Below are 25,653 nucleotides of genomic sequence, written 5' to 3'. Positions count from 1 at the left end.
AATACCCCCTCCCCGCCTCCCCCTTCGCAGGGGGAGGAGTAAAACCCGATCGGCGATATCGCATGCAAAGGGCTCGATCGGCTCCCTCCCCTGCGAAGGGGAGGGTTGGGGGTGGGGTATTAATGACAAAAACAATGCTGAAGCTTGCGCTTCGCCCAATATCAGGAATTCAACTCCATCCCCACATGCGGTATCCCATCTTCGTCATAAATTTCGGTATACGCCACAAACCCCAGCCTGCCATAGAATCCCTGCAAATGCGCCTGTGCGGAAATCGCGACGCGCGCACCCGGCCAGTGTTTCTGGCAGGCAGCCAGTGCCTGTTCCATCAGCTGATAACCCAGTTTCAGGCCGCGTGCAGAGGGCGCGACAATCACCCGTCCGATTGCCACGTCATCTTCAAAACGCAGAATACGCGCGTAGGCAGCAATCTTGCCATCCAGCCAGGCGACGATATGACGGTTTTCGCCGGTCAGATCCTGTCCGTCGATATCCTGATAAACACAGGTTTGTTCCACCACAAATACTTCACTTCGCAGTGCAAGAATGGCGTAAAGCTGCGCCGCGTTCAGTTCACTGTGATGATAATCCTGCCAGTGAAGCGATGATGATTCCGTCATGAGTGAATGCCCTGCCTGTTTTCTGAAAGCCAAAAAAAAGAGATATTCCTGAGAATATCTCTTTTTAACACAGATTTTACAGCCAATTTATCAGGCAGATTTCTTCAGCGGCTGCGTGCGAACCGGTGCGTCGCCCGCGGTGTAATACGCCGCCGTACTGCGCGGTAATGGCTGGCGGCCACGGATTTTATCGGCAATTTTTTCGGCGATCATAATAGTTGTCGCATTCAGGTTACCGGTAATGATCTGCGGCATGATGGAGGCATCAACCACGCGCAGCCCTTCCATACCGTGAACCCGCCCTTCTCCGTCTACCACCGCCATCTCATCCGTGCCCATTTTACAGGTGCATGACGGATGGAAAGCCGTTTCCGCATGTTCACGGATAAACGCATCCAGCTCTTCGTCAGTCTGTACGTTTTCACCCGGGCTGATTTCACGACCACGGTAAGGATCCAGCGCTGGCTGATTCATGATTTCACGCGTGATGCGGATGGCGTCACGGAACTCCTGCCAGTCCTGCTCCGTCGCCATGTAATTAAACAGAATGCTCGGATGCTGGCGCGGATCTTTCGATTTCACCTGAACGCGGCCACGGCTGGGTGAACGCATTGAACCGACATGCGCCTGGAAACCGTGCTCTTTTACCGCATTACTGCCGTTGTAATTAATCGCCACCGGCAGGAAGTGATACTGAATATTCGGCCAGGCAAATTCTTCACGGCTGCGGATAAAACCGCCCGCTTCAAACTGATTGCTGGCACCCACGCCGGTGCCTTTAAACAGCCACTCGGCACCAATCGCTGGCTGGTTGTGCATCTGCAATGCCGGATACAACGAGACCGGCTGCGTACAACTGTATTGCAGGTACATTTCCAGATGATCCTGCAGGTTCTCCCCGACGCCCGGCAAGTCATGCACCAGCGGGATATCCAGACGGTTCAGCAGTTCAGCCGCACCGACACCGGAACGTTGCAGAATTTGCGGAGAGGCAATCGCGCCGCTGCACAGCAACACTTCGCGTTTCGCCTTCGCCGTTTTGGCGTTGTATTCATCACCGTGGAAATAGCTGACACCCACCGCGCGCTTGCCATCGAACAGGATCCTGTCGGTCAGGGCATGCGTCACAATGGTCAGATTGGCGCGCGGTTTGGCCTGATCCAGATACCCGCGGGCAGTGCTCGCACGACGCCCCTTCGGCGTCACGGTTCTGTCCATCGGGCCAAAACCTTCCTGTTTAAACCCATTCAGGTCATCCGTGCGCGAATACCCCGCCTGCACACCGGCTTCAATCATCGCGCCGAACAGCGGATTATTACCGTTTTTAGGCGTCGCCACGCTCACCGGCCCTTCGCCGCCGTGGAAGTCATTCGGGCCGATGTCGCGGGTTTCTGCTTTACGGAAATAAGGCAGGCAGTCCAGATAACTCCAGTCTTCCAGACCCGGTGCTTTCGCCCAGTTATCGAAATCCATCGCGTTACCGCGGATGTAACACATGCCGTTAATCAGCGACGAGCCTCCCAGCCCTTTACCGCGCCCGCACTCCATGCGGCGGTTATTCATATGCGGCTCCGGGTCGGTTTCGTACGCCCAGTTGTAACGACGTCCCTGTAACGGAAATGCCAGCGCCGCAGGCATCTGCGTGCGAAAATCCAGACGATAATCCGGGCCACCGGCTTCGAGCAGTAACACACTGACACTGCTGTCTTCAGTCAGACGGGTGGCGAGTACGTTGCCGGCAGAACCGGCCCCGATAATGATGTAATCGTAATCCATTGAATCTCCTCTGTTGCAGCGGATCAAAATACTGAGCTGAATTCGCCCAGTTCGACCTGCACGGATTTGATTTGGGTGTAATGCTCAAGTGTGGTGATGCCGTTTTCGCGCCCGACACCGGAATGTTTGTAACCGCCGACCGGCATTTCTGCGGCAGATTCGCCCCAGGTGTTAATCCAGCAAATCCCGGCTTCGAGTTTGTGGATCACGCGGTGGGCGCGGTTGAGATCCTGCGTCACCAGTCCGGCGGCCAGACCATATTCAGTATCATTGGCGCGGCGGATCACTTCTTCTTCGCTTTCATAAGTCAGAATGCTCATCACCGGTCCGAAGATTTCTTCACGGACGATCAGCATGTCATCACGGCAGTCGGTAAATACCGTCGGGGCGACGTAAGCGCCTTTGGCGAATTCACCGGAAGTCATACGTTCGCCACCGGTCAGCAAGGTCGCGCCTTCACGTTTGCCGCTTTCGATGTAACGCAGCACGGATTCCATGTGCGCGAAGCTGACCAGCGGGCCGAAGTTGACATTTTCATCTGTCGGATCGCCTGAGCGAATGCGTTTCACCCGTTCCAGCACTTTGGCTTCGAACGCTTTATGCAATGCTTTGGGGATAAACACCCGGGTGCCGTTGGTGCACACCTGTCCGGCGCTGTAGAAATTCGCCATCATCGCGATGTCGGCGGCTTTATCAAGATCGGCATCATCAAAAATAATCAATGGCGATTTACCGCCCAGTTCCATAGTGACTTCTTTCAGCGTCGAGGCCGAGGCGCTGGCCATAACTTTCTTGCCAGTTTTGATACCGCCAGTGAAGGAGACTTTGGCGATATCCGGATGATCGGTTAACGCCTGGCCGACGCTGGCCGCGCCCGTCACCACGCTGAAAACGCCGTCCGGCACACCGGCTTGGGTGTAGATTTCTGCCAGTTTCAGGGCAGTCAGCGACGTGTTTTCACTCGGTTTGAACACCATCGCATTACCGGCCGCCAGCGCAGGAGCAGATTTCCACAAGGCAATCTGAATCGGATAGTTCCACGCGCCGATACCGGCGACCACACCCAGCGGCTCGCGGCGGGTATAAACGAAAGAAGAATCACGCAGCGGAATTTGCTGGCCTTCAATCGCCGGGATTAACCCGGCGTAGTACTCCAGCACATCCGCGCCGGTGACGATATCCACGGCCAGCGTTTCAGACAGCGGTTTACCGGTGTCTGCCGTTTCAATGGCGGCCAGTTCGTCGTTGCGCTCACGCAGAATATCCACCGCGCGGCGCAGAATACGGGCGCGGCTCATGGCGGTCATCGCGGCCCAGACTTTCTGGCCTTTCTGCGCGGATTTCACCGCCAGATCGACATCTGCATGTGTGGCGGATTGCACCGTGGCAATCACTTCGCCGTTGGCCGGATTAACGGCGTCGAAGGTTTCATCACCGGTGCTGTCCTGAAAACGCCCGTTGATATAAAGTTTTTGCTTGCCGTAGCGGGACATACATCTCTCCTCGGTCTGTGCGGTCTGAAAATTTTCTGCGCCGTTTACTGCCCGACAACGCGCGGTGCGAACTGCGATTCAATATGGCGATGTGTTATCTGCATCGCCTCGTCGCGGTTAAACGCTTTACCGCTGAGTGCGCCGCGCAGCCACAGGCCATCAATCAATGCCGCCGTGCTTTGCGCTGCGAGACGCGCCTCGTTTTTAGGCAGAAAACGTCTGAATTCAGAACATAAATTGGAATAGAGCCGGCGGCTGTTAACCTGTTGCAGCCGGTACAACTGCGGGTGATGCATGCTGCTCGCCCAGAAGGCCAGCCAGGTTTTCATCGCCGCGCTGTTAGTCTGACTGTCGTCAAAATTGGCTTCTGCAATCGCATGCAGCCGCGCCGTCGGTGCGGTATCCGTCATCTGTGATAAGCGCAACTGCACACCTTCTCCCAGATGACTGAGCAAATAACGCATAGTGGCTTCCAGCAGCCCGTTCTTGTCACGAAAGTAGTGACTGATGATGCCGTTGGAGACGCCAGCGCGTCGGGCAATTTGCGAAATCGAAGCATCGTGCATACCGACTTCGTTCACCGCAGCCAGCGTTGCCTCAATTAATTGCTGCCGTCTGATGGGCTGCATTCCTACTTTGGGCATGGTTCCGGCTCCTGAAAATGAGCGGGWTGCAATGCGCTTAAAAAACCCTTTTTACGCTCCCGCTCAGCCTTGTTAAAACGCTCTCACTCCTCCTATTTAACTTTTTTTTGATTGAACGTTCAATTAAAAATGCATATATTTTATTACCAATACGTTAGTAATTTGTATGAATTTTGAGATTTAAATGAATCCAATTTATTGAAAAATAGCGATTAATTGACATAACAGGGGAAAAGATGGTGATTGCCGATACGACAGAGAGAAAAAGCGAAAAACCTCGCGACCAGCTGAACAAGGTTGTGTTCTTCACCTCCGCCGGGCTGATTTTAGCCTTCACATTAATGACCATTTTCTTCACCGATTTATCAGGAAAATGGATCAGCCTGACCCTTAACTGGGTGTCCGCCACCTTCGGCTGGTATTACATGCTGGCGGCTACGCTGTACATCGTGTTTGTAGTGTTCATAGCCTGTTCACGTTTTGGTTCGATCAAACTGGGCCCTGAACAATCCAAACCCGAATTCAGCATGATGAGCTGGGCTGCAATGCTGTTTGCTGCCGGGATCGGCATCGACCTGATGTTCTTCTCGGTCGCCGAACCGGTGACACAATACATGTTGCCACCGGAAGGCAACGGGCAAACGCTGGAAGCCGCGCGGCAGGCCATGACCTGGACGCTGTTCCACTACGGCCTGACMGGCTGGGCGATGTACGCGCTGATGGGCATTGCACTGGGCTATTTCAGCTACCGCTATAACCTGCCGCTGACCATCCGTTCGGCGCTGTACCCGATTTTTGGTAAGCGCATTAACGGCCCGATCGGTCATAGCGTGGATATCGCTGCCGTGGTCGGGACTATTTTTGGTATCGCCACCACGCTCGGCATTGGTGTGGTGCAGCTTAACTACGGCCTGAAAGTGCTGTTCCATATTCCGGAAAACCTGACCGTTCAGGCCGCGCTGATCCTGCTTTCTGTGATTATGGCGACGGTGTCGGTGACCTCCGGCGTTAACAAAGGTATCCGTATTCTGTCGGAACTCAACGTGCTGCTGGCGCTGGGGCTGATTCTGTTCCTGCTGTTCTTCGGCAATACCGAATTCCTGCTCAATGCGCTGGTGCTCAATATTGGCGATTACATCAATCGCTTTATGGGCATGACACTCAATACCTTTGCCTTTGACCGCCCGACCGAATGGATGAACAGCTGGACCCTGTTCTTCTGGGCGTGGTGGGTAGCGTGGTCGCCGTTTGTTGGCCTGTTCCTGGCGCGTATTTCACGCGGTCGTACCATCCGTCAGTTCGTGTTCGGCACCCTGATTATTCCGTTCGTCTTCACCCTGCTGTGGCTGTCAATTTTCGGTAACAGTGCGCTGTACCAGATCCTGCATGGCAATCTGGATTTCGCTAACGAGGTGATCTCACACCCTGAACGCGGCGTTTACAGCCTGCTGGCACAGTATCCCGGCTTTACGCTGAGCGCGTCCGTCGCGACGATTACCGGCCTGCTGTTTTATGTCACCTCGGCGGATTCCGGCTCGCTGGTGTTGGGTAACTTCACCTCAAAACTGGCAGACATCAATAACGATGCGCCAAACTGGCTGCGGATTTTCTGGTCGGTCACCATCGGCGTACTGACACTGGGTATGCTGATGACCGACGGCGTTTCTGCACTGCAAAACACCACGGTAATTATGGGTCTGCCGTTCAGCTTTGTGATTTTCTTCATCATGGCCGGATTGTATAAATCACTGCGTCTGGAAGATTACCGCCGCGCCAGCACCCAGCAGACTCTGGCTCCGCTGCCTGCCACCAGCGACGCGGCGCTGAACTGGAAACAGCGTCTGTCGCGGGTCATGAATTATCCGGGCACACGCCATACTCAGAAAATGATGGACACTGTTTGCCGCCCTGCGATGCAGGAAGTGGCCCAGGAACTGGAACTACGCGGGGCAAAAGTGACCTTTAACGAGCACGCGCCACAGGAAGACGAGAAAATCGGGCCGCTGGAATTGCAGGTCGCGTTGGGCGAAGAGCAAAACTTTGTCTATCAGATCTGGCCGGTACGTTATGCGGTTCCTGCCTTTACCTATCGCGCACGCGCCGGTAAATCGCATTATTACCGTCTGGAAACCTTCCTTCTTGAAGGGACTCAGGGTAATGACCTGATGGACTTCACCAAACATCAGGTGATCAATGACATTCTGGATCAGTACGAACGTCATCTGAACTTCCTGCATATCAACCGTGAAGCGCCGGGCAACACCCTCACCTTCCCCGAACAGCCAGTCTGATACGTGCCCACAAAAAACCCGCGCCATGCGGGTTTTTTTATAGGCTTCCCCCTCTCAGCGAAGAAACAGCAGCACTTTCTCCAGCAATAATTCCGGTTGTTCTTCAGCAAGATAATGCCCGCACGGCAACGCCTCGCCCTGAACGTCTTCCGCCACCTTTGCCCATTCCTCCAGCGGCGTAAAACAGGTGCCGACAATGCCCTTTTCGCCCCACAGGATCAACAGCGGACACCGCACTTTGCGAGATGCATTCACGTCAGTCTGATCGTGTTGCAGGTCAACAGCAGCGGAAGCCCGGTAATCCTCGCAAATCCCGCGCGCCGTTCCATCAAGTTGCAGACAACGCAAATAATCTGCGTAAGCTTCGTCGGTGAAAGGTTGCATACCGGCGCTGCGGCTGCCCATTACGCTGCGCAGGTAAAGATCAGGATCAGCCTTGATCAGTGTTTCCGGTAGCGGTGCCGGGCGGATGAGGAAAAACCAGTGCCAGTAAGCGCGCGCAAAAGCTTCACTGGTTTGCTGATACATGGAAAGCGTCGGCGCAATGTCCATCAGCACCATCCGTTTCACTGCCTGCGGGTGATCAAGCGCCAGCCGGTGCGCCACGCGGGCACCCCGGTCATGCGCGATCACACTGAACTGGCTGAAACCGAGCGCGGCCATCAGTTCGAGCTGATCCTGCGCCATTTCGCGCTTGCTGTACCGCAGGTGATCCGCGTCCGGCTCGGGTTTACCGCTGTCACCGTAACCGCGTAAATCGGCAAGCACCACGGTGAACTGAGAAGTGAGGTAGGGTGCGACTTTATGCCAGATCGCCTGCGTCTGCGGGTGTCCGTGCAGCAATAACAGCGGCTCGCCCTGCCCGGCAATCCGGTAAGCAATGTCCGTTCCGCTGACCACCATCCGGCCTTGGGTAAAATGTTCAAACATGGGTTTTCTCCTTTTTTACCCATCTTAGTCGCTCGCCGGTTGGCAACAAGGCCACAAGTGAAGATCGCTGATTCACGATCTGTGTTTTGACTCATCACACTCAGGCCGTTGCCCGATAAGCGTGAAGTTGCGACGCTGGCATTATCCGTTACGTTTATCAGGGCAATGAAATGAAGCCAAAAACGCTGTATGAAAAACACATCGACAGCCACAGCGTCCGTACGCTGGATGACAAGGGCCACGTGTTGCTTTACATCGACCGGCAGGTGATTAACGAGTACACCAGCCCGCAGGCGTTTAGCGGTTTGCGTGAAGCCAGCCGTCGCGTATGGCGGCCGGAAACCTCACTGGCGGTGGTCGATCACGTCAACCCGACGGCACCGCTACGCACCCGTCAGATGCCGGATGCCGGTGGCGCGCGTCAGGTGTCATATCTGGCTGAGAACTGCGCCGAATTTGGCATTGAGTTGTTCGATATTCTCGATAAACGTCAGGGGATCGAACATGTTGTTGCACCGGAACAGGGCTTTATCCTGCCCGGTATGGTCATTGCCGCCGGAGACAGCCACACCACCACATACGGCGCATTAGGGGCGTTTGGTTTTGGTATCGGCACCTCGGAAATTGAACATCTTCTGGCGACGCAAACACTGGTGTATAAGCGCCTGAAAACCATGCGGGTTACCGTCACTGGCACACTGGCGACAGGTATCACGGCCAAAGACCTGGTGATGGCGCTGGTGGCAAAAATCGGGGCGGCGGGCGCGACCGGTTATGCCATCGAATTCTGCGGACCGGGTATCGACATGCTGAGCGTTGAAGGTCGTATGACCATTTGTAATATGGCCGTGGAAGCCGGTGCGCGTGGCGCGTTCATGGCACCCGACGATAAAGTGTTTGCCTATCTGCAAGACAAACCACGCGCGCCAAAAGGCCAGCAGTGGCGGGATGCCGTGGAGGTCTGGCGCGAATTACGCAGTGATCCGGATGCCGTTTTTGATCGTGAAGTGACACTGTGTGCGGAAGAGATCGCGCCGATGGTCAGCTGGGGGACCAGCCCCGATCAGGCACTGGCGATAAACGGTCAGGTGCCTGATCCGCAAGCCGAACCGGATGCCTCACGCCGCCAGGATCTGCAACGTGCACTCCGCTATATGGGATTGCGTGCCGGTCAGTCGCTTAACAGCATTCCTGTCAGTCACGCGTTTATCGGCTCCTGCACCAACGCGCGTATTGAAGATTTACGGGCAGCAGCAGACGTCGTGCGCGGTAAAAGCGTCGCCACCACGGTGCGGGCGATAATTGTTCCGGGGTCCAGTCAGGTTCGGGCACAGGCTGAGCAGGAAGGTCTGGCGGAGATATTTATCCAGGCCGGTTTCGAATGGCGACAATCGGGTTGCTCAATGTGTCTGGCAATGAACGACGACGTGCTGTCGCCCGGCGACCGCTGTGCATCCAGCACCAACCGTAATTTTGAAGGCCGTCAGGGTGCGGGCGCACGCACTCATCTGATGAGCCCGGCGATGGTTGCGGCAGCGGCTATTTGTGGCCATCTGACCGATGTCCGTGACCTGTAAGGAGTCATCATGGAAGCATTTACTACACTGACCGGTATTGCCGCGCCGTTGCCTGCGGCGAATGTGGACACCGATGTGATCATGCCAAAACAGTTTCTCAAAGGCATCGACCGCAACGGTTTAGATCGCGGGGTGTTTTTCGATCTGCGTTTTCTGGCGGACGGCTCGCCCGATCCGGCGTTTATCCTCAATCAGCCCCAATGGCAGGGGACGAAATTCCTGCTGGTCGGTCCGAATTTTGGCTGCGGTTCCAGCCGTGAACATGCGGTATGGGGGCTGAAACAGCTCGGTATCCGGGCGCTGATCGGCACCACGTTCGCGGGAATTTTCTTCGATAACTGTCAGCGCAACGGCGTGCTTACAGTGCAACTGGATCCCGCGCAGTGGTTGCAAATGGCGCAGGCGGTGATCCATGGCGATAAAAATGAAATGACTGTCGATTTATCCGCGCAAAAAATCATCCTGCAAAATGGTGAACGGATTGATTTTGCTATCGATGAACTGAGTAAGATTGCGCTACTTAACGGGCTGGATGCCATCGGTACAACACTGCAATTTCGCGATGAAATCAGTCAGTTTCAGCAGGCGCATTTGCAGCGCAATCCGTGGCTGGCGTAATAAGCGTCAGCCCGGTAACTGGCTGAATCGCTGTTGCAGAAACTCAACACAGACCCGCAATTTTGCCGAATCCGCCAGCCGCGTGGGATAAACTGCCCAGACGCTGGCGGGTTGGGAATATTGCGGCAGCACCCGCACCAGTTCACCACGGGAAAGATAAGGCTGAACATCCCACTGTGAACGCAAAATGATGCCATGGTGTTTCAGCGCCCACTGTAATACCACTTCGCCACTGTTCGACGAGAGCGCCCCTTTCACCCTGACGCGGTGTTCCTTGCCTTCTCCCGTAAGCGACCAGATGCCAAAAGGATTGTCGCGCTCTTTGATCACCAGACACTGATGCTGCGCCAGCGCTTGCGGTGAGTCAGGCGTGCCGTGAGCAGCCAGATATTCCTTTGATGCGCAGAGGATCCGCTGGTGCTGCGCCAGTTTTTTGCCGATGTACTGCTCAGGTACGTCATCGCCGACCAGAATTTCCAGATCAATACCTTCCGCGACCAAATCCACCACGCGGTCGAAAAGATCAAGGCGCAGATTGAGTTGCGGATAACGTGCCGCCAGTTCCGCTATCGCCGGAGCCACATGGCAACGTCCGAAACCAAACGAGCTGCAAATATGCACGTTGCCACGCGCTTCACTGCGCGAATCTGACAGGTCACCGATGAACTGATCAAAGGTATCGAGAATTTGTAACGCCCATCGCTGCGTGCGCTCGCCGTCTTCTGTCAGCCGCACCCCCTTTGTTGACCTGTGCAGCAAACGACAGTTGAGCGACTCTTCGAGGATCTGAATACGCTTGCTGACATACGCCGGTGACTGCCCCAGTTCGATAGCGGCAGCGGCAAAACTTTGCTTATTCACTACCGCCAGGAAGACCTGTAAGTCTTCAGCCAGCGGCAAACGCTCACGTTCACTGCTCATGATTAACGTCCGTAAACCGGCTGGTTAAGCTTGTCAGCCTTGTGCACATCACTGCTTTTCACCCCGGCACCGGACAGTTTTTCTTCCGCTTCCTCAATGTCTTCATTGTCGATTTCCAATGATTCCTGATCGATACCCTGAGAAGGCGTCAGCGCCAGTTCCACCAGGATCGGGAAGTGATCTGAACCCATAAAATCAAGACGTTTCAGATCAATCAGGGTGAAATCTTTGCTGTGGAAAACGTGATCCAGCGGCCAGCGCAGGAACGGATAACTGGCATGGAAGGTGTTGTACATGCCACGACCGCGGCGAGGATCCAGCAGGCCACTGATTTTCATGAACAGCCGCGTGGTGCGCGACCAGGCCACGTCATTCAGGTCGCCGGTGACAATGGTCGGGTAACGCGCTTTCGCGGCCGTGTGTCCGACAGCAACCAGTTCCCCGTCACGACTGGTGGATTCATCCGCTTCTGTCGGGCTGGGCGGCATCGGGTGCAGACAGTGCAAAATCACCTGCTCGCCGGACGGCAGTTCAGCGCGAAAATGCATAGAAGGAATATCATCAGCCACCAGATACTGAATCTTCGCCGCCTGCATCGGCAGGCGCGAATACACATGCATACCGTACAGATTTTCCAGCGGACAGCGCAGGCTGTGCGGATAATCGGCATCCAGTTCTGCCATCTGATCTTCCCACCACTGATCGGTTTCCAGCAGCACCAGAATATCCGGTTGATAATGCCTGACCTGCGCGAGTAATTTTTCCGGCTCACGGTTAGTGGTCAGCACATTGCTGTTCATGATCTTGATACGCGAATGGCCGTTGGGCACCGTTTTCTTCACCTGTACCGGATACAGGCGGGTATAAGGCAAAATCCACCAACTCTGATACGCCATGCAGGCAACGGTCAGGATGATCACCGTGGTGGTGATCGCATCACCGAACGGCATGATCGCCAGTTCAGTCAGCAGAAAAAACAGGCACAGCGAGGCCATCTGTAAACGCGGAAAATCCCAGACACGCACCCACCAGCGCTGATTGCGCGACACAGGAAGAAGCGTCAGCAGGGTCATAATGACCGTCAGTACGCAAATGGTTATTCGTAATGCTTGCATCGGTTATCGGCCCTGATAAAAAAGCAAAAATAATACCCTCAATATGACGGGTATTTTGTTGTTAACCGATTGTGACTGAAAAAGAGGGATATGTCGCCGCCTTCTCCCATCATCAGAAAAAGGCGGCAGATTCAGCAAAGATTATTTTGTGGCGGCTGCCTGATCAGGCACATGGCACCAGTTGTGCTGCTCGACAATCCCGCCATTTGGCGAGGTATAACCGATACAGCCCAGAATGGTGTCATACAGTTTTTCATGGAACGCCGGTTTCTTCTCGGCAGCCATTTTTTGCAGTTGTTGGAAACTGGCCTTGTTCTGATCATTCGCCAGGAATTTGTCCGACGCCCAGACCATGATCGGCACCGTACGTTGCTCGGCTGGCGCATGATCACGCGGTGTACCGTGGAAATGCATGCTTTTCGAAATCGACTCACCGTGATCGGAGGCGTAGAACACAATCGCGTTCTTATCCCGCAACTGGTCAAAGACCTGCGACAGGAAGTAATCGGTATACAGCAGTGAATTATCGTAAGCGTTAATCATTTCCCCGGTGGAACAGGAATCATCGATGCCCATACATTCCGGCTTATATTTAGCGAAAGAACGCGGATAACGGTCTGAATACAGATAATGAGAACCCTTGGTATGCAGGATAATCAGATGCTTACCTTTAGGATGGTTATTCATCGAGTCTTTCATTTCATCGATGAGCAGCATGTCATCCACCGGCTTACCGGCGTTGCGCTTTTCAGACGCGATGTTTTCACGCAGTGAATAATCATCCGCACGGGTTTTGTTATAGAACCAGGCTTCACTCTGCATGGAATATAACTCTGAACTCCAGCCATTACTTTTCAGCACGGAAAAGACGTTCATTTCTTTCAGCGTACGCTGTGGCTCTTCAGATGCCCCGCCTTCGCGGACAAACATACAGCGCAAGGAAAGCTTGGTGGCGGTATCACAGGAATAGCCCTGCAGGGCGACCAAATTTTTCTCTTTGTCGAGATTTGGCGTGTTGTCACGGTCGTAGCCGTACAGCCCCATATGGTCGCGGCGGGCGCTCTCGCCGATCACAAACACCACGTACATATCTTTGGCATCTGCCGGTGCGGTATACGTGAAATGTTTGGCCGGATCGTACAGATTTTTGGTGTCTTCCGCCTGGCTGTAACTGCTGTAAGTATACAAACCCAGCGCCGAAAGCCAGTTAGACGGTGAATATGTGCCGGCAACCACACCGCCATAACTCGCCATCATGCGGTTGTTTACGATGTCGTGGCGATCCTGCACTTTGCCCATCAGTTGCAGCGGCATGTAACAAAGCAGGCCGGAGGCCGCGAGCAGCAGGGTTCTGACCGCCAGTTTTTTAAACGTCGTTTGTTTGAGAGCCGCACCCGGCATTTTGCTCAGCCACAGCAACAGTACCGGCAACAAACTCACCAGCACGGTCCAGGCGATGAAATGTGTTCCGATAGATTCTTTCGATAAATCAATGGAATCAGACGCCAGCGCTGCCGCTAAAATTCCGTAACCGATATCAACGTTAAACAGAATCATGTAGTAACTGGCGGCGGCAGAGGAAATCACGATAGCGGTCATCAGGACACGGAAAACGGTTTTTCCGGTATACGACAGCAACATACAAAGGAAATAGACCAGGGCAAAACAGGCAACCATTTCAACAGCAATCGACAAGGCATTGTCATAATGCAGTTGCTGATAACGACGGATGAAAATCGGAAGGTTTAGCAGAAGCCCCAGGTAAAGTGCAACGAACAAAGAAATGCTCTGTTGCGAAAGTGTACGAATTTTATGCATTGGCAATAACTGGCTCTTTTGTGAGTCTRGCTGCGTTGTACTAACCGCTCATACCGGAGGTTGGAACCCACTCCTTAGGACATATAGACTCCGGGCTGAGCATTTTCGTTCAAACTGAATGGTGACTTCCAATGTGATAATGTAACAAAATTAACGAATCCTTTTTATTTCAATTACATGAAAAAGATATATTCCGGCTTTTTTTACGCAATTTTTCCCTTTCATTGAGAAACTATTGAGAAAGCTTGCGGTCGGATACGGGAAAATAAAGGGTAAAACACGTTTCTCCCTGCGCGGAACTGGTTACGCTGACACTTCCCTGATGCAGGGCCATAATGGCCTGAACAATCGACAATCCAAGGCCGCTGGAACTGCCGCCTTCACTACGTGAAGCATCCGCGCGATAGAAGCGGTCGAAAAGTTTTCCGAGTTTTTCCGGCGGAACAGGCTCACCCTGACTGATCACCCGGATATTCATGCCTTTTGCATGGGGTTCGGCGCGCAGCACGATGGCACTTCCCTCGCGGCCATAACGCACCGCATTAGCGACCAGATTACTCAGCGCACGTTGGAAAAGGATCGCATCCGCATGCAAGGTTCCCTCACCTTGCCCGTGAAGCGTCATTTCACGCTCTTCGGCCAGCCCTTCGAAATATTCCTGGATACGGGTAATTTCAGATGAAACATCAATACTGGTGATGGTCAGAACCGAGCGCGCATCGGAAGCGCGCGCCAGGAACAGAATGTTTTCCACCATACGTGAAATGCGTTCCAGCTCTTCTATATTGTTCGCCAGCAGCGTTTCGTATTCTTCCACTGTCCGGGGCTGATATAACGCCACCTGACAATGCCCCATCAGCGCCCCCACCGGGGTGCGGATTTCATGCGCCAGATCGGCGGAAAATTGCGTCAGCCGCTGATACCCCTCGGCGAGCCGGTCCAGCATGTCATTGAAAGAATAAATTAATTGCTGCAATTCCTGCGGCGCATTTTCCGAAGACAGGCGCGTAGACAGACTGGCCGGATGGATCTGCGCCGCTTCATGCGCCATATTGCGCAGCGGCCGCAATCCGCGGCGGATCACCAGATAACCCAGTGCGGCAATCAGCAAATAAGCGAATAACACCGCGCCAATAATTTCCCAGCGGAAAGTCTGCAACAGACGCGACTCCTCGGTCATGAAATGCGCGCCGGTGATTTCAACTGTCCGCCCGTCCTGAATCTGTACCGCCGCACGGGCAAAGCGTACCGGCGTACCATCGGGTGCGGTGAGATGATGCACCGTATTCAGCGTCAGCGGCTGGCCATCAGGCACCGCCGCTACCGGCGGCAATGCCAGCCGCGACGGATTGACGTTGATCAATAGCTTCTCACCGGACAGACGAAACGTCAGGATATCGCGCTCATTGCCGAGCATATTTTCAAACAGGCCGGGATTACGGCTGAGTTGCGACAGCGGGAATTCGTTGGCAAGCAGATGACGGAAATACTGCACACGCCCGCTGACCTGGTAATCCGCGCGGCGTACCAGTTCTTTATCCATCGAGTAATAGAGGTAGAAACCGACGGCGCTGACCACCATCGAGGCGATCAGCGCGAAAAGTAAGGTGGCGCGAAGCGTCAGCGACATGGCGCGTTTCGGGAGGTGAGTCAATTGACGATCACTCATGTCGCACTTCGCACACGTAACCAATGCCACGCACGGTATGGATCAGTTTCACCTCAAAGCTGCGGTCAACCTTGGCACGCAGACGCTTAATGGCGACATCCACTACATTGGTATCACTGTCGAAATTCATATCCCAGACCTGCGAGGCGATCATGGTTCTCGACAGAACCTCACCCTCGCGGCGCATCAGCAACTGCAGCAACATGAATTCCTTATTGGTCAGTGCGATGGTCTGATCCTGACGGGTCACGCGGCGGCGCAGCACATCAAGATTCAGATCCGCCACCGAATACGCATCCGGCTCACGGGCGGCCGGGCGGCGCAGCAAGGTGCGGATACGCAACACCAGTTCGGTGAAGGAGAACGGTTTGATGAGATAGTCGTCAGCCCCCAGCTCCAGCCCGTGAATGCGATCCTGTACTTCATCGCGGGCGGTGAGAAACAGTACCGGCACGTCGCTTTTTTTGCGCAGGACTTCCATCACCTGCCAGCCGTTCAGCCCCGGCAGCATGACGTCGAGGATCACCGCGTCGTACCCCTCTTCCAGCGCCAGAAACAGGCCGTCGGCACCGTTGCGCGCCAGATCTACGCTGTAACCTGCTTCTGTCAGCCCTTTTTTCAGGTAATCGCCTGTACTGACATCGTCTTCAATCACCAGTATTCGCATTCAGGCCCTCAGCGCCGCATGAMCATTCACCTAGAGAATGATTCACCTGAAAGTTTATCAGTTTCGTCAGACACCTTTGATGACAATTTTGTCATCAATTTGTCATCAGCCAATACCGGTTTATCGTCCACTCTTAAGAAAGTTATTCATCACTGGCAGGTTCAGTGATTCATCTAACAGAATGAAAAAACGCTGGAAAATGGAGAATTAATCATGAATGCACCAACACGTCTCGCTGGTCTGTTACTGGGTTCCCTGCTGATGTGCAGCGGGATGACTTCGGCATTTGCCGCCGATAATGTGATTAAACCTACACGCGGAACCATTGACTCAGTTAATGACTCATCGGTACAAATCACCACACGTCAGGGCGAAAAACTCGACGTTAAGCTGACCGACCAGACCAAGATCAATGCCGTCACCAAAGGGCAGATCAGCGATATCAAAGCGGACAGCTTCATCGGGACGGCCGCCGTTCCGCAGGCTAATGGCACGCTGAAAGCACTGGAAGTGCACGTATTCGCCCCCAGCCTGCGCGGCAGCGGTGAAGGCTTCAATCCGTTTGAATCCGCCGATGGCAAAATCAATACCATGACCAACGGCACCGTCGGCAAGCTGGTGAACAGCAATGGCCGCACCCTGACCGTGAAATATCACGATGCCGAGAAAACGGTCATTGTGCCTGACGACGTACCGGTTGTACTGCTGGCGCCGGGCGACCGCAGCCTGCTGAAACCGGGCACTAAAATCGTATTGTTTGCCATAAAAGATGACAAAGGTGCACTGGTTGCCCGTGGTATTGCTGCCGGTAAAGACGGCATCGCGCCGCCGATGTAATCCGGCCGAACAACAGGAGATTAAGCGTGAAACCTCAGCTCTCATCGCCCCGGAAGCGCCGGATTCATTCCTGGCCGGTTCGCATTTGTCATTGGATCAATCTGCTGGCAATGATCGGCATGGTGATGAGCGGCTGGGGGATTTATAACGCCGACCCGCTTTTCGCTTTCACTTTCCCGCAGAACACCACCCTCGGCGGCTGGCTGGGTGGCAATATTGCCTGGCATCTGGCGGTAATGTGGCTGCTGGCGGCCAATGCCCTGTTCTATCTGCTGTGGGGCATTTTTAGCGGTCATTTCAGACGCGACTTTTTCCCCTTTTCGCCCCGTACGGTCTGGCGCGATAGCGTTCGCGCACTGACATTCAAACTCCCGCACAAGTTGGGTCAGTACAACGCGGTGCAAAAACTGATGTACAGCGGTGTTCTGTTGCTGGGCGCGCTGCTGGTGCTGTCGGGTTTGTCGATCTGGAAACCCGCGCAGTTCAGCGGTCTGGTCTGGTTGTTTGGCGGTTTTGATATCGCCCGTTATGTGCATTTCTTTGCGATGAGCGGCGTACTGCTGTTCGTCATTATTCACGTACTGATGGTTCTGCTGGTGCCGAAAACCTTCGTGGCGATGCTGACCGGCGGCAAAAAAATTAGCACGGAGGACCGAGCCGATGAGTGATAAAACACAGCGGCCAAAAATTATTCTTGAACCCGATCAGCGCAAGCAACTGGTTAATATTCAACGCCGTATGTTATTGCGCTCCGGCCTTACGCTGGGCGCGGTTTCGATGCTTACCGGCTGTAATCTGCAGGACGGCGATCAGGTCGATAAAGTGCTGTGGGCGATGTCCCGCTGGAACGACCGGGTACAAAGCTGGCTGTTCAGCGGCCAGAAACTGGCGCAAACCTATCGCGCCGATCAAATCACCACACCGTTTCGTTTCAATGCGTATTACCCCGAATACAACGTGCCGGAAATCGACATCCCCAATTACCGGCTGGAAGTCTCCGGTTTGGTGCAAAAGAAAGCGCCGTGGACACTGGAACAATTGCAGCGCCTGCCGCAGGAAAGCCAGATCACCCGGCTGATATGCATTGAGGGCTGGAGCGCCATCGGCCAGTGGAAAGGCGTACCGCTGAAAACGTTTCTGCAACACGTCGGCGCGGATCTGACAGCCAAATATGTCGGATTCAAATGTGACGACCGCTATTATTCCAGTATTGATATGGCGACGGCACTGCATCCGCAAACCATTCTGGCTCTGGATTTTGGCGGCAAACCCTTACCCCCCGATTTTGGTTACCCGTTACGCCTGCGGATGCCAACCAAACTCGGCTTTAAAAACGCCAAACATATTGGCGCGATTTTCGTCACCAATGAATATCCCGGCGGCTACTGGGAAGATCAGGGTTATAACTGGTTCAGCGGGATCTGACAGGCATAAAAAAACCGCTCAGCTGAGCGGTTTTTGTTTTCGCGGGAGGGTAACGGCAAAGCGTTACGCTGCGGCGAAGAATTAGAAGCTGTAACCCACGCCTGCGATCCAGGTACCAACATCAACACTGCGGATGCGGGACTGTTCGTAAGACACGTCCAGAGCAACGTTCTGGATTGGGTTGAACTGCAGACCAGCACCGTAAGAGAAACCGTAATCGCTGGTGTCATTTTTTTCACGGTTAGCAGTAGATGCTGCCGCTTCGTTGTACTGGAATTTGCCGTAGCCAACACCCACAACACCGTAGATGGAAACCCAGTCAGCCAGACGGTAAGCAGGACCCGCAGTCAGACCGTAGTATTGTGCTTTACGGTAGTCGCCAGATGCAGGAGAGCTGTCATCTTCGATGTAAGTGAAAGAACCGATAGCGCCCAGTGGGTTGCTATCTTGTTCCCAGCGGTATTTTAAGTTGAAGCCGTTTGCTTTGTTAGCAACGCCTTGTGCGTCACCCTGAGCGTAGCCAGCAGTTACGGTGCTGGTGTCAGCGAAAGCGCTTGAAGAAACGCCCAGTGCAACTACGCAAGCTAATGCGGAAAGACATGCAATTTTTTTCATAAACCACCTCAAAAAGAGAAACCAAAGTAACCTTCACGTTTGAAAATATAACAAAAACTAGTGTGAAACTCTGCCTCAATTAAGATGTCCAAAGCATCATATGGTGTAACAGGAAGTTTCCAGCACACGCTATCCATTTAATTTTATTGGGATTTTAGTCACACAAACTATAAGGTAAACTTATTGAACTTTTTGAGATTAGCAGATAATTCCTAAAAATTTGCTCAAAAAACAAACTATTTTAGGAAGTTTTTTAACAAACACGTTCCGAAAAAAACTTTTTCGTGAGGATTTTTTCTCGCCACTTTTCCCTCTACACTGACAGCGCTTTACCTTTCTTTTCAAAACTATAAATCTGAAGTTTCCGGATTCATGGGATCACCTCAAAAGGCGCAATGGATGACACAGTCAGGACAAAATCAGCCGCAGGATCCGCAGATCGCTCTGCAGGCAGCGACGCATAACAACAGCCCGCCCGTCCCTGCGTTACCGAAAAAAACCTCACCGCTGGTGGCGATTCTGTTGCTACTGATCGCCATGTTGTCATTACAAGGCGGCGCGTCGCTGGCAAAAACGCTTTTCCCGGTGGTCGGCCCGCAGGGTGTCACGGCTCTGCGTCTTGGTATCGGCTCTATTCTGTTGCTGCTCTATTTTCGTCCGTGGCGCCTGAAAATGCGCGGCGGTAATTTGCGTGCACTGATGATGTATGGCCTGGCGCTGGGCTGCATGAACTATTCGTTTTATCTGGCCCTGCGTACCGTGCCGCTGGGCATTGCCGTTGCACTGGAATTTACCGGCCCGCTGGCGGTCGCGATGTTCTCCTCACGCCGTCCGGTGGATTTCATCTGGGTCGTGCTGGCCGTAATCGGGTTACTCTTCCTGTTACCCCTGGGACAAAGTGCCGGCGGTGTTGACCTCAAAGGTGCGTGCTTTGCGCTGATCGCCGGTGGCTGCTGGGCGGTTTATATCCTCGCCGGACAACGTGCTGGCAGCAGTTACGGACCGGGCACCGCCGCGATGGGGTCACTGATTGCGGCGTTAATCTTCTTCCCGATTGGCGCAATCCAGGCACACACCTCTATTTTCAGTTGGGATATTTTACCGCTCGGCTTGCTGATCGCCCTGCTCACTTCCGCCATTCCTTATTCACTGGAAATGATGGCGCTGACCAAACTGCCAGCCAAAACCTTCGGTACGCTGATGAGCATGGAACCGGCGATGGCCGCGCTTTCCGGCATTATCTTCCTCGGTGAATTCCTGACCGCGACGCAGTGGATCGGGCTGGCGGCGATTATCGCGGCTTCCGCCGGTTCAACACTTACCCTGCAGCGCAAAACCAAAATCGAGACGGTGGATATTGCCGGAAATACCCCTTCCGGGAAGTAATTGCACCGCATCGCATAAAAAAGCCACGTCATCCCGATGTGGCTTTTTCTTTTCTATCAGCAGGTTGAAAATTATTTTCATTTATTTCATTTTTCCTGCATCCAAAAGCAGAGGGTCATTCGTATGTATAGATGTGAGGCAAGACCTCACCTCCTAACTGACGAAGGACACCATCATGAAAACATTACTCCGTACCGCAATCTGTGCTTCTCTGCTGCTCAGCACCGCGTCAATGGCTGCAATGATGTCTCAAAGCACCACCATGGTCGGTGGCGCTGAAATGTATCCGTCCAAAAATATCGTAGAAAATGCCCTGAATTCGAAAGACCACACCACGCTGGTGGCGGCGGTAAAAGCAGCAGGACTGGTGGATACGCTGCAGGGCAAARGCCCGTTCACCGTGTTTGCGCCAACCAACGCCGCGTTTGCCAAATTACCGGCGGGTACCGTGGATAATCTGGTGAAACCAGAAAACAAAGCCACCCTGACCAGCATCCTCACGTATCACGTGGTGGCCGGTAAATATGAAATGAAAGATTTGGAAAAACTGCTGAAAAAAGGCAACGGCACGGCGGAACTGAAAACCGTTAACGGCCAGCCACTGTGGATCCTGAACAACGGACCTCACAATATTCAGCTCAAAGATGGCAAGGGGAATATCGCCAACATCAGTACTTATGACGTCCAGCAGAAGAACGGTGTGATCGACGTCATTGATACCGTCCTGATGCCAAAATAATACCGGCTATACTGAGGGCATGATTTCTCTTATGAAACAGCACCTCAGTAAGTCAGGACGCGCGAATGCATGACAATTTTTTCGTTAAGCCAACACCAGAGAATGCGCCGGAAGTACAGCGCGAACTGATGAGCGCCATGGCCGTTGGCGATCGTCAGGCATTTGAGCAGTTATATCGTCTGACGTCCCCCCGGCTATTCGCCGTCGCATTACGCATGTTGCGGCGACATGCCTGGGCAGAAGAAGTGTTGCACGACAGCTATATCACCGCGTGGAACCGGGCTGCCTCGTATAATCCGGCGCTCAGTTCCCCGATGACCTGGCTTACCCATATTGTCCGCAACCGCGCTATCGACTGGATGCGCGGGAGCGATAACCAGTTAGATGAACTGGACGAGACAATGCATGACGGAGATGCCAGCGACTATGATGACCCCTTGCAACGGCTGCAACAGGACAGTGACGCCAAAATTCTGGCCACCTGCCTCGCACATCTGCCCGCCGAACAAAGACAAAGCCTGATCCTTGCCTATTATCAGGGCCTGTCGCACGGTGAGGTCTCATCGCATCTTCAACAACCTCTGGGGACGATCAAAAGCTGGATACGTCGCGCCCTGGATCACTTAAAGAGCTGCGTAGGACTATGAAAAGCAGAAGCCATTATCATGCCGCCCTGGCGGCTGAATATGCGCTCGGCACCTTGCGCGGCGCGGCCCGGATTCAGTTTGAGCAAAAAATGCAGGAAGACCCTGAACTGGCGGCCGAAGTGGCACGCTGGCAGGAAGCTTTCACGCAACTGGATAATCAGATAACCCCGGTCATCCCACCTGCATCGGTGTGGAAACGCATTCAGCATAACCTTGCGCTGCAACCGGCCAGACTTCCGGCTCCGGCGACACGACCGGTGCGGGCTTATATGGGCTGGGCGCTGGCCGCCGGGCTTGCCGCATTGTTGCTGATCCCCCGCCTGCTGGTTCAGCCAGAAGCGCCAATGCCGGTGGCGATACTGGCCAGCAGCGCCGGTACGCAAAGCGGACAGTGGGTGGTCAGCGCGGACAGAAGCACCCGCAGCCTGTTGCTGACGCCGATCAATGCGCAGAATATCGCCGCAGATCACAGCCTTGAACTGTGGGCCATTCCTCCGCCGGGAGGCAAGCCGCATTCCCTCGGCTTGCTGAATACGCAACAACCGACGCAACTGGCGCTGGCAGCGAAAATGCCGGATGCAGGTTTTACGCTGGCAATAAGCCTCGAGCCTCACGGCGGTTCGCCGACCGGGCAACCGACGGGTGCCGTTTTGTATAGCGGTGCGATGGCGCTTTAAAGGACAGCAGACAGTGATTAACGGCGGGTATTATCCCGCCGTTATATTTCAATATTAAATACGGCAAACTGTTATGCCGACTGGTCATATTCCATACCAGAACAAAGTCCCGGTAAAAATATATCCGCACACTGTCACTTACATTTAAAAATATCTTTCCCCACGTAATGAAAATAATTATCAGTCTTAGTTTATTTTAGCAGATTAATAGAAGTGGACGTTCAGGAGGAATCCTATCCACCTTATAAATCAGCATGATAAGCTGGAAGTGAAATCACAGCAGAGCTTATAAGACACACGCTATCAGAACGATAGGAATGTACGCCCTGCAAATTTTCAATTTATTGCTATACTGAATGCAGTTACGAAATACATTAGTAGCAATTAATTTTAATGAAACAAGGAGATATGTATATGAGTACCGCTAAACTGGTCAAAACGAAATCTTCTGAGCTTATCTACACACGCAATGATTTAGATGAAAGCGTCAAACTCAATACTATCAAGGTGCTGAACCGTCTGGTGACTGAATACATCGATCTGTCGCTGATCACCAAACAAGCTCACTGGAACATGCGTGGCGCAAACTTTATTGCCGTACACGAAATGCTTGATGGTTTCCGTACCGCGATTATTGACCATCAGGACACCATCGCAGAACGTGTGGTGCAGTTAGGTGGGGTGGCGCTGGGTACCGTGCAGGTTGTTAACGATAAAACCCCGCTGAAAAGTTACCCGACCAACATCCATACCGTGCAGGAACATCTGAAAGCCCTGGCGGAACGTTATGGTGTTGTCGCGAACGATACCCGTAAGGCTATCGGCGAAGTGGAAGATGAAGACACCGCAGATATTTTCACCGCTGCATCGCGCGACCTGGATAAATTCCTGTGGTTCATCGAATCAAATATTGAGTAACAATGTGCTCTGACCGCGGGATCATGCGACGGTAAAATGAGCGATTAACAAGAAAAGGCCGGTGACGAAAGTCACTGGCCTTTTCATTTTCGATAACAAATACCTGTATCCTCTTCTGGCGAATTGCACTTAAAACCCCTCTTACCCTGTAACTTTACATCTACATTTAATAATCCCGCTGATAAATAGTTACATTTTCAACTACATTCTCAACTTCACCCCCTGGAACCGGTTTCATTATCCCACTGATAAACTTAATGTTTATTTTCATCCTAAGAGAATTCTTAAACCAATAGGCAGTGTGAATGATTTAATACAAATTAATAGCTCAAAGCAATTTTACATAACCTCGATCACACCTGAAACTTGCTGAAATATTTTTTCGCAACCTTTGCATTTTTGTGAAAAACGCCTGCCAACCTAACCTAATAAAATTAAAGATAATTTACAGGGATGTGACACCGCATTAACCCCCTAAATGCAACTTACGGAAAAGTGACTCCCCTGCTGCGGCAGCATCAAAGATGTGCCGCCTCCCACAATCCGACCCGATTCCGAGCGCATTGGCTGCTGTAAGCCAGGGGCGGTAGCGTGGAAAATGTAAAAAACTGGAATAATCTGATGGCACGTAGTGGCTTAGAAGTACAAAAAGCGGCGGTGAAAGCGCTGTTTTTAAGGGAAATCAAAACCCGTTTTGGTAAGTACCGGTTAGGGTATCTGTGGGCGGCGCTGGAGCCGATGGCGCATATGCTGATTATGCTGGCCATTTTTGGCTACGTGATGCACCGCACTATGCCGGATATTTCGTTTCCGGTTTTCCTGATCAACGGCATTATCCCTTTCTTTGTATTTAGCAATATTACCAACCGTTCTATTGGCGCGATTGAAGCCAACCAGGGTTTGTTTAATTACCGCCCTGTTCGCCCTGTGGATACCATCATCGCCAGAGCAATGCTGGAAGCGCTGATATACGCGGTCGTTTACGTGTTACTTATGGCCATTGTCGGCCTGCTGGGCGAAGAGTTTGAAGTCACAAAGCTTATTACTCTGATTCTGGTCTGGGTACTTTTAGTGCTGTTCTCCTGCGGTATGGGCTTAATATTTATGGTGGTCGGAAAGTCATTCCCGGAGACCGAAAAGTTCCTGCCTATTTTGATTAAGCCTCTCTATTTCATTTCCTGCATTATGTTTTCTTTGCATAACATACCGAAGGAATACTGGCCTTACCTGCTGTGGAACCCTATCGTCCACGTGGTTGAGCTTTGCCGCGAATCAGTCGTACCGGGTTATATCAGTGAAGGCGTCAGCCTGAATTATCTGGCTGCCTGTACTCTGGTTGTATTGTTTATCGGCCTGGCCCTCTACCGGAATCGTGAAGAGGCGATGCTGACATCATGATAAAAATCGAAAACCTGACAAAATCCTACCGCACACCGAAAGGCCGCCATTACGTTTTTAAAGATCTCAATGTTGAGCTGCCTTCAGGTAAAAGCGTGGCGTTGATTGGCCGCAATGGCGCGGGTAAATCAACGTTATTACGCGTCATCGGCGGGATTGACCGCCCGGATTCCGGCAAAATTCACACGGAGAAAACCATTTCCTGGCCGGTTGGCCTGGCCGGCGGATTTCAGGGAAGCCTGACCGGACGTGAAAATGTAAAATTCGTCGCCCGCCTCTATTCCACACCAGATCAGTTACGTGAAAAAGTCGCCTTTGTCGAAGAGTTTGCCGAACTGGGCAAATACTTTGATATGCCGATTAAAACCTATTCTTCCGGTATGAAATCCCGTCTGGGTTTTGGCCTGAGCATGGCATTTAAATTTGATTATTATCTTGTCGATGAAGTCACCGCAGTCGGCGATGCCAGATTTAAACAAAAATGCGCAGACTTATTCAAAGCACGACATGAGGAAGCCAGCTTTCTGATGGTTTCACATAGCCTCGGATCACTGAAAGAGTTTTGCGATGTGGCTTTGTTTATTGGAAGGGATAACAAAGTTAAGTATTTTGATTCAGTGGATGCAGCAATTGAAATGTATAAAGTAGATGAAGGGATTTAATTAACTAATAATTGCATGTTGCGGAAATTAAAAACACAGCACACTAACAGAAATTATCAGTAAAAAGGCATTGGTAAAACATTATGAAAAGCATTCTTTACTATTTAGAACCTCGTACCGAATTAAATGATCCATTATTTCGCTATGCAACGCTTCGTTCCCATATTTTACCCGAAATCAAGGGATTAAAAGAGTTCAAACCTGATCTAG

24 protein-coding genes are annotated in these 25,653 nt (G+C 52.7%); 13 read left to right on the top strand and 11 right to left on the bottom strand.

Features of this window, described 5'->3' with window-relative positions:
* Positions 1 to 161: 161 nt before the first annotated feature.
* The 4 genes from AC1DUO_RS17900 to betI form a co-directional block, all read right to left on the bottom strand.
* A complete protein-coding gene (locus AC1DUO_RS17900; RefSeq protein WP_013574718.1) occupies positions 162 to 620 on the bottom strand; it encodes a GNAT family N-acetyltransferase in 459 nt (152 codons plus the stop codon).
* A 90-nt stretch (positions 621 to 710) separates the two neighbouring features.
* Positions 711 to 2,396, bottom strand: a complete 1,686-nt coding sequence (gene betA / locus AC1DUO_RS17895) for a choline dehydrogenase (protein WP_013574717.1) — start codon at positions 2,394 to 2,396, stop codon at positions 711 to 713.
* A gap of 23 nt (positions 2,397 to 2,419) precedes the next feature.
* Positions 2,420 to 3,889 (bottom strand): betaine-aldehyde dehydrogenase, encoded by a 1,470-nt coding sequence (gene betB, locus AC1DUO_RS17890; RefSeq protein ID WP_013574716.1) that lies wholly within the window; start codon positions 3,887 to 3,889, stop codon positions 2,420 to 2,422.
* A gap of 44 nt (positions 3,890 to 3,933) precedes the next feature.
* A complete protein-coding gene (gene betI, locus AC1DUO_RS17885) occupies positions 3,934 to 4,533 on the bottom strand; it encodes a transcriptional regulator BetI (protein WP_013574715.1) in 600 nt (199 codons plus the stop codon).
* Positions 4,534 to 4,769: 236 nt separating this feature from the next.
* Here betI and AC1DUO_RS17880 point away from each other — a divergent pair, with 236 nt between their 5' ends.
* Entirely contained in the window at positions 4,770 to 6,824 is a 2,055-nt protein-coding gene (locus AC1DUO_RS17880) for a choline transporter (RefSeq protein ID WP_477988177.1), read from the top strand.
* 54 nt (positions 6,825 to 6,878) lie between these two features.
* On the opposite strand, the gene AC1DUO_RS17875 is transcribed toward AC1DUO_RS17880, so the two are convergent.
* Positions 6,879 to 7,754, bottom strand: coding sequence for an alpha/beta fold hydrolase (locus AC1DUO_RS17875; RefSeq protein WP_477988175.1), 876 nt, complete (start codon positions 7,752 to 7,754; stop codon positions 6,879 to 6,881).
* 170 nt (positions 7,755 to 7,924) lie between these two features.
* Between AC1DUO_RS17875 and leuC the strand changes: the two genes are divergently transcribed.
* Together leuC and leuD are read left to right on the top strand one after the other, a co-directional pair.
* Entirely contained in the window at positions 7,925 to 9,331 is a 1,407-nt protein-coding gene (gene leuC, locus AC1DUO_RS17870; RefSeq protein ID WP_379670711.1) for a 3-isopropylmalate dehydratase large subunit, read from the top strand.
* A gap of 9 nt (positions 9,332 to 9,340) precedes the next feature.
* Positions 9,341 to 9,949: a 3-isopropylmalate dehydratase small subunit gene (gene leuD / locus AC1DUO_RS17865; RefSeq protein WP_013574711.1), complete on the top strand. Its 609-nt coding sequence runs from the start codon at positions 9,341 to 9,343 to the stop codon at positions 9,947 to 9,949.
* 6 nt (positions 9,950 to 9,955) lie between these two features.
* Here the strand turns inward: leuD and AC1DUO_RS17860 are convergent, their stop codons facing one another.
* The 5 genes from AC1DUO_RS17860 to AC1DUO_RS17840 all read right to left on the bottom strand — a co-directional run bounded on the left by AC1DUO_RS17860 (position 9,956) and on the right by AC1DUO_RS17840 (position 16,139).
* Positions 9,956 to 10,870: a LysR substrate-binding domain-containing protein gene (locus AC1DUO_RS17860; RefSeq protein ID WP_013574710.1), complete on the bottom strand. Its 915-nt coding sequence runs from the start codon at positions 10,868 to 10,870 to the stop codon at positions 9,956 to 9,958.
* 2 nt (positions 10,871 to 10,872) lie between these two features.
* Entirely contained in the window at positions 10,873 to 11,985 is a 1,113-nt protein-coding gene (locus AC1DUO_RS17855) for an endonuclease/exonuclease/phosphatase family protein (RefSeq protein ID WP_013574709.1), read from the bottom strand.
* 141 nt (positions 11,986 to 12,126) lie between these two features.
* Entirely contained in the window at positions 12,127 to 13,803 is a 1,677-nt protein-coding gene (gene eptB / locus AC1DUO_RS17850) for a kdo(2)-lipid A phosphoethanolamine 7''-transferase (protein ID WP_112151168.1), read from the bottom strand.
* A 232-nt stretch (positions 13,804 to 14,035) separates the two neighbouring features.
* Complete coding sequence (locus AC1DUO_RS17845; protein WP_121019529.1) at positions 14,036 to 15,472, bottom strand: heavy metal sensor histidine kinase; 1,437 nt, start codon at positions 15,470 to 15,472, stop codon at positions 14,036 to 14,038.
* A complete protein-coding gene (locus tag AC1DUO_RS17840; protein WP_013574706.1) occupies positions 15,465 to 16,139 on the bottom strand; it encodes a heavy metal response regulator transcription factor in 675 nt (224 codons plus the stop codon). Before AC1DUO_RS17840 ends, AC1DUO_RS17845 begins: the two co-directional genes overlap by 8 nt.
* Positions 16,140 to 16,352: 213 nt before the next feature.
* Here AC1DUO_RS17840 and AC1DUO_RS17835 point away from each other — a divergent pair, with 213 nt between their 5' ends.
* Genes AC1DUO_RS17835 through AC1DUO_RS17825 form a run of 3 tightly spaced genes read left to right on the top strand, consistent with a single transcriptional unit; the run spans position 16,353 to position 18,401 of the window.
* The gene (locus tag AC1DUO_RS17835; protein ID WP_013574705.1) at positions 16,353 to 16,976 is read left to right on the top strand and encodes a hypothetical protein; all 624 of its coding nucleotides are present in this window, start codon (positions 16,353 to 16,355) and stop codon (positions 16,974 to 16,976) included.
* A 26-nt stretch (positions 16,977 to 17,002) separates the two neighbouring features.
* On the top strand, positions 17,003 to 17,644 hold the full coding sequence (locus AC1DUO_RS17830; RefSeq protein ID WP_013574704.1) for a cytochrome b/b6 domain-containing protein: 642 nt from the start codon (positions 17,003 to 17,005) through the stop codon (positions 17,642 to 17,644).
* The gene (locus AC1DUO_RS17825; RefSeq protein ID WP_013574703.1) at positions 17,637 to 18,401 is read left to right on the top strand and encodes a molybdopterin-dependent oxidoreductase; all 765 of its coding nucleotides are present in this window, start codon (positions 17,637 to 17,639) and stop codon (positions 18,399 to 18,401) included. The genes AC1DUO_RS17830 and AC1DUO_RS17825 overlap by 8 nt, the downstream gene beginning before the upstream one ends.
* Positions 18,402 to 18,482: 81 nt before the next feature.
* On the opposite strand, the gene ompX is transcribed toward AC1DUO_RS17825, so the two are convergent.
* Positions 18,483 to 19,016 carry an outer membrane protein OmpX gene (gene ompX, locus AC1DUO_RS17820; protein ID WP_013574702.1) on the bottom strand — a complete coding sequence of 178 codons (534 nt, stop codon included), beginning with the start codon at positions 19,014 to 19,016 and terminating at the stop codon, positions 18,483 to 18,485.
* A gap of 399 nt (positions 19,017 to 19,415) precedes the next feature.
* Between ompX and rhtA the strand changes: the two genes are divergently transcribed.
* The 7 genes from rhtA (at position 19,416) to AC1DUO_RS17785 (ending at position 25,443) form a co-directional block, all read left to right on the top strand.
* Positions 19,416 to 20,402 carry a threonine/homoserine exporter RhtA gene (gene rhtA / locus AC1DUO_RS17815; protein ID WP_013574701.1) on the top strand — a complete coding sequence of 329 codons (987 nt, stop codon included), beginning with the start codon at positions 19,416 to 19,418 and terminating at the stop codon, positions 20,400 to 20,402.
* A gap of 175 nt (positions 20,403 to 20,577) precedes the next feature.
* Positions 20,578 to 21,141, top strand: coding sequence for a fasciclin domain-containing protein (locus AC1DUO_RS17810; protein WP_477988168.1), 564 nt, complete (start codon positions 20,578 to 20,580; stop codon positions 21,139 to 21,141).
* Positions 21,142 to 21,206: 65 nt separating this feature from the next.
* Positions 21,207 to 21,788, top strand: coding sequence for a sigma-70 family RNA polymerase sigma factor (locus AC1DUO_RS17805; RefSeq protein ID WP_013574698.1), 582 nt, complete (start codon positions 21,207 to 21,209; stop codon positions 21,786 to 21,788).
* Positions 21,785 to 22,465, top strand: coding sequence for an anti-sigma factor (locus AC1DUO_RS17800; protein ID WP_477988166.1), 681 nt, complete (start codon positions 21,785 to 21,787; stop codon positions 22,463 to 22,465). Before AC1DUO_RS17805 ends, AC1DUO_RS17800 begins: the two co-directional genes overlap by 4 nt.
* 414 nt (positions 22,466 to 22,879) lie before the next feature.
* Positions 22,880 to 23,383, top strand: a complete 504-nt coding sequence (gene dps / locus AC1DUO_RS17795; RefSeq protein WP_015689551.1) for a DNA starvation/stationary phase protection protein Dps — start codon at positions 22,880 to 22,882, stop codon at positions 23,381 to 23,383.
* Between the two features lie 621 nt (positions 23,384 to 24,004).
* The gene (locus tag AC1DUO_RS17790) at positions 24,005 to 24,781 is read left to right on the top strand and encodes an ABC transporter permease (protein WP_013574695.1); all 777 of its coding nucleotides are present in this window, start codon (positions 24,005 to 24,007) and stop codon (positions 24,779 to 24,781) included.
* Positions 24,778 to 25,443, top strand: a complete 666-nt coding sequence (locus AC1DUO_RS17785) for an ABC transporter ATP-binding protein (RefSeq protein WP_119261410.1) — start codon at positions 24,778 to 24,780, stop codon at positions 25,441 to 25,443. The genes AC1DUO_RS17790 and AC1DUO_RS17785 overlap by 4 nt, the downstream gene beginning before the upstream one ends.
* Positions 25,444 to 25,653: the final 210 nt, after the last annotated feature.

It is taken from the genome of Rahnella sp. P4_A8 (assembly GCF_056402435.1).
Note: the sequence above shows the minus strand (reverse complement) of the source record. Positions and strands in the feature narration are given on the sequence as shown.

What these genes read in the sequence shown, in the direction of transcription:
- AC1DUO_RS17835 (WP_013574705.1), top strand. Translation starts at nt 16,353, where the DNA reads ATGAATGCACCAACACGTCTCGCTGGTCTGTTACTGGGTTCCCTGCTG.
- AC1DUO_RS17860 (WP_013574710.1), bottom strand. Translation starts at nt 10,870, where the DNA reads ATGAGCAGTGAACGTGAGCGTTTGCCGCTGGCTGAAGACTTACAGGTC.
- AC1DUO_RS17845 (WP_121019529.1), bottom strand. Translation starts at nt 15,472, where the DNA reads ATGAGTGATCGTCAATTGACTCACCTCCCGAAACGCGCCATGTCGCTG.
- eptB (WP_112151168.1), bottom strand. Translation starts at nt 13,803, where the DNA reads ATGCATAAAATTCGTACACTTTCGCAACAGAGCATTTCTTTGTTCGTT.
- dps (WP_015689551.1), top strand. Translation starts at nt 22,880, where the DNA reads ATGAGTACCGCTAAACTGGTCAAAACGAAATCTTCTGAGCTTATCTAC.
- leuC (WP_379670711.1), top strand. Translation starts at nt 7,925, where the DNA reads ATGAAGCCAAAAACGCTGTATGAAAAACACATCGACAGCCACAGCGTC.
- AC1DUO_RS17855 (WP_013574709.1), bottom strand. Translation starts at nt 11,985, where the DNA reads ATGCAAGCATTACGAATAACCATTTGCGTACTGACGGTCATTATGACC.
- rhtA (WP_013574701.1), top strand. Translation starts at nt 19,416, where the DNA reads ATGACACAGTCAGGACAAAATCAGCCGCAGGATCCGCAGATCGCTCTG.
- AC1DUO_RS17800 (WP_477988166.1), top strand. Translation starts at nt 21,785, where the DNA reads ATGAAAAGCAGAAGCCATTATCATGCCGCCCTGGCGGCTGAATATGCG.
- AC1DUO_RS17825 (WP_013574703.1), top strand. Translation starts at nt 17,637, where the DNA reads ATGAGTGATAAAACACAGCGGCCAAAAATTATTCTTGAACCCGATCAG.
- betI (WP_013574715.1), bottom strand. Translation starts at nt 4,533, where the DNA reads ATGCCCAAAGTAGGAATGCAGCCCATCAGACGGCAGCAATTAATTGAG.
- AC1DUO_RS17840 (WP_013574706.1), bottom strand. Translation starts at nt 16,139, where the DNA reads ATGCGAATACTGGTGATTGAAGACGATGTCAGTACAGGCGATTACCTG.
- betA (WP_013574717.1), bottom strand. Translation starts at nt 2,396, where the DNA reads ATGGATTACGATTACATCATTATCGGGGCCGGTTCTGCCGGCAACGTA.
- AC1DUO_RS17785 (WP_119261410.1), top strand. Translation starts at nt 24,778, where the DNA reads ATGATAAAAATCGAAAACCTGACAAAATCCTACCGCACACCGAAAGGC.
- AC1DUO_RS17900 (WP_013574718.1), bottom strand. Translation starts at nt 620, where the DNA reads ATGACGGAATCATCATCGCTTCACTGGCAGGATTATCATCACAGTGAA.
- AC1DUO_RS17790 (WP_013574695.1), top strand. Translation starts at nt 24,005, where the DNA reads ATGGCACGTAGTGGCTTAGAAGTACAAAAAGCGGCGGTGAAAGCGCTG.
- AC1DUO_RS17875 (WP_477988175.1), bottom strand. Translation starts at nt 7,754, where the DNA reads ATGTTTGAACATTTTACCCAAGGCCGGATGGTGGTCAGCGGAACGGAC.
- betB (WP_013574716.1), bottom strand. Translation starts at nt 3,889, where the DNA reads ATGTCCCGCTACGGCAAGCAAAAACTTTATATCAACGGGCGTTTTCAG.
- ompX (WP_013574702.1), bottom strand. Translation starts at nt 19,016, where the DNA reads ATGAAAAAAATTGCATGTCTTTCCGCATTAGCTTGCGTAGTTGCACTG.
- AC1DUO_RS17805 (WP_013574698.1), top strand. Translation starts at nt 21,207, where the DNA reads ATGCATGACAATTTTTTCGTTAAGCCAACACCAGAGAATGCGCCGGAA.
- leuD (WP_013574711.1), top strand. Translation starts at nt 9,341, where the DNA reads ATGGAAGCATTTACTACACTGACCGGTATTGCCGCGCCGTTGCCTGCG.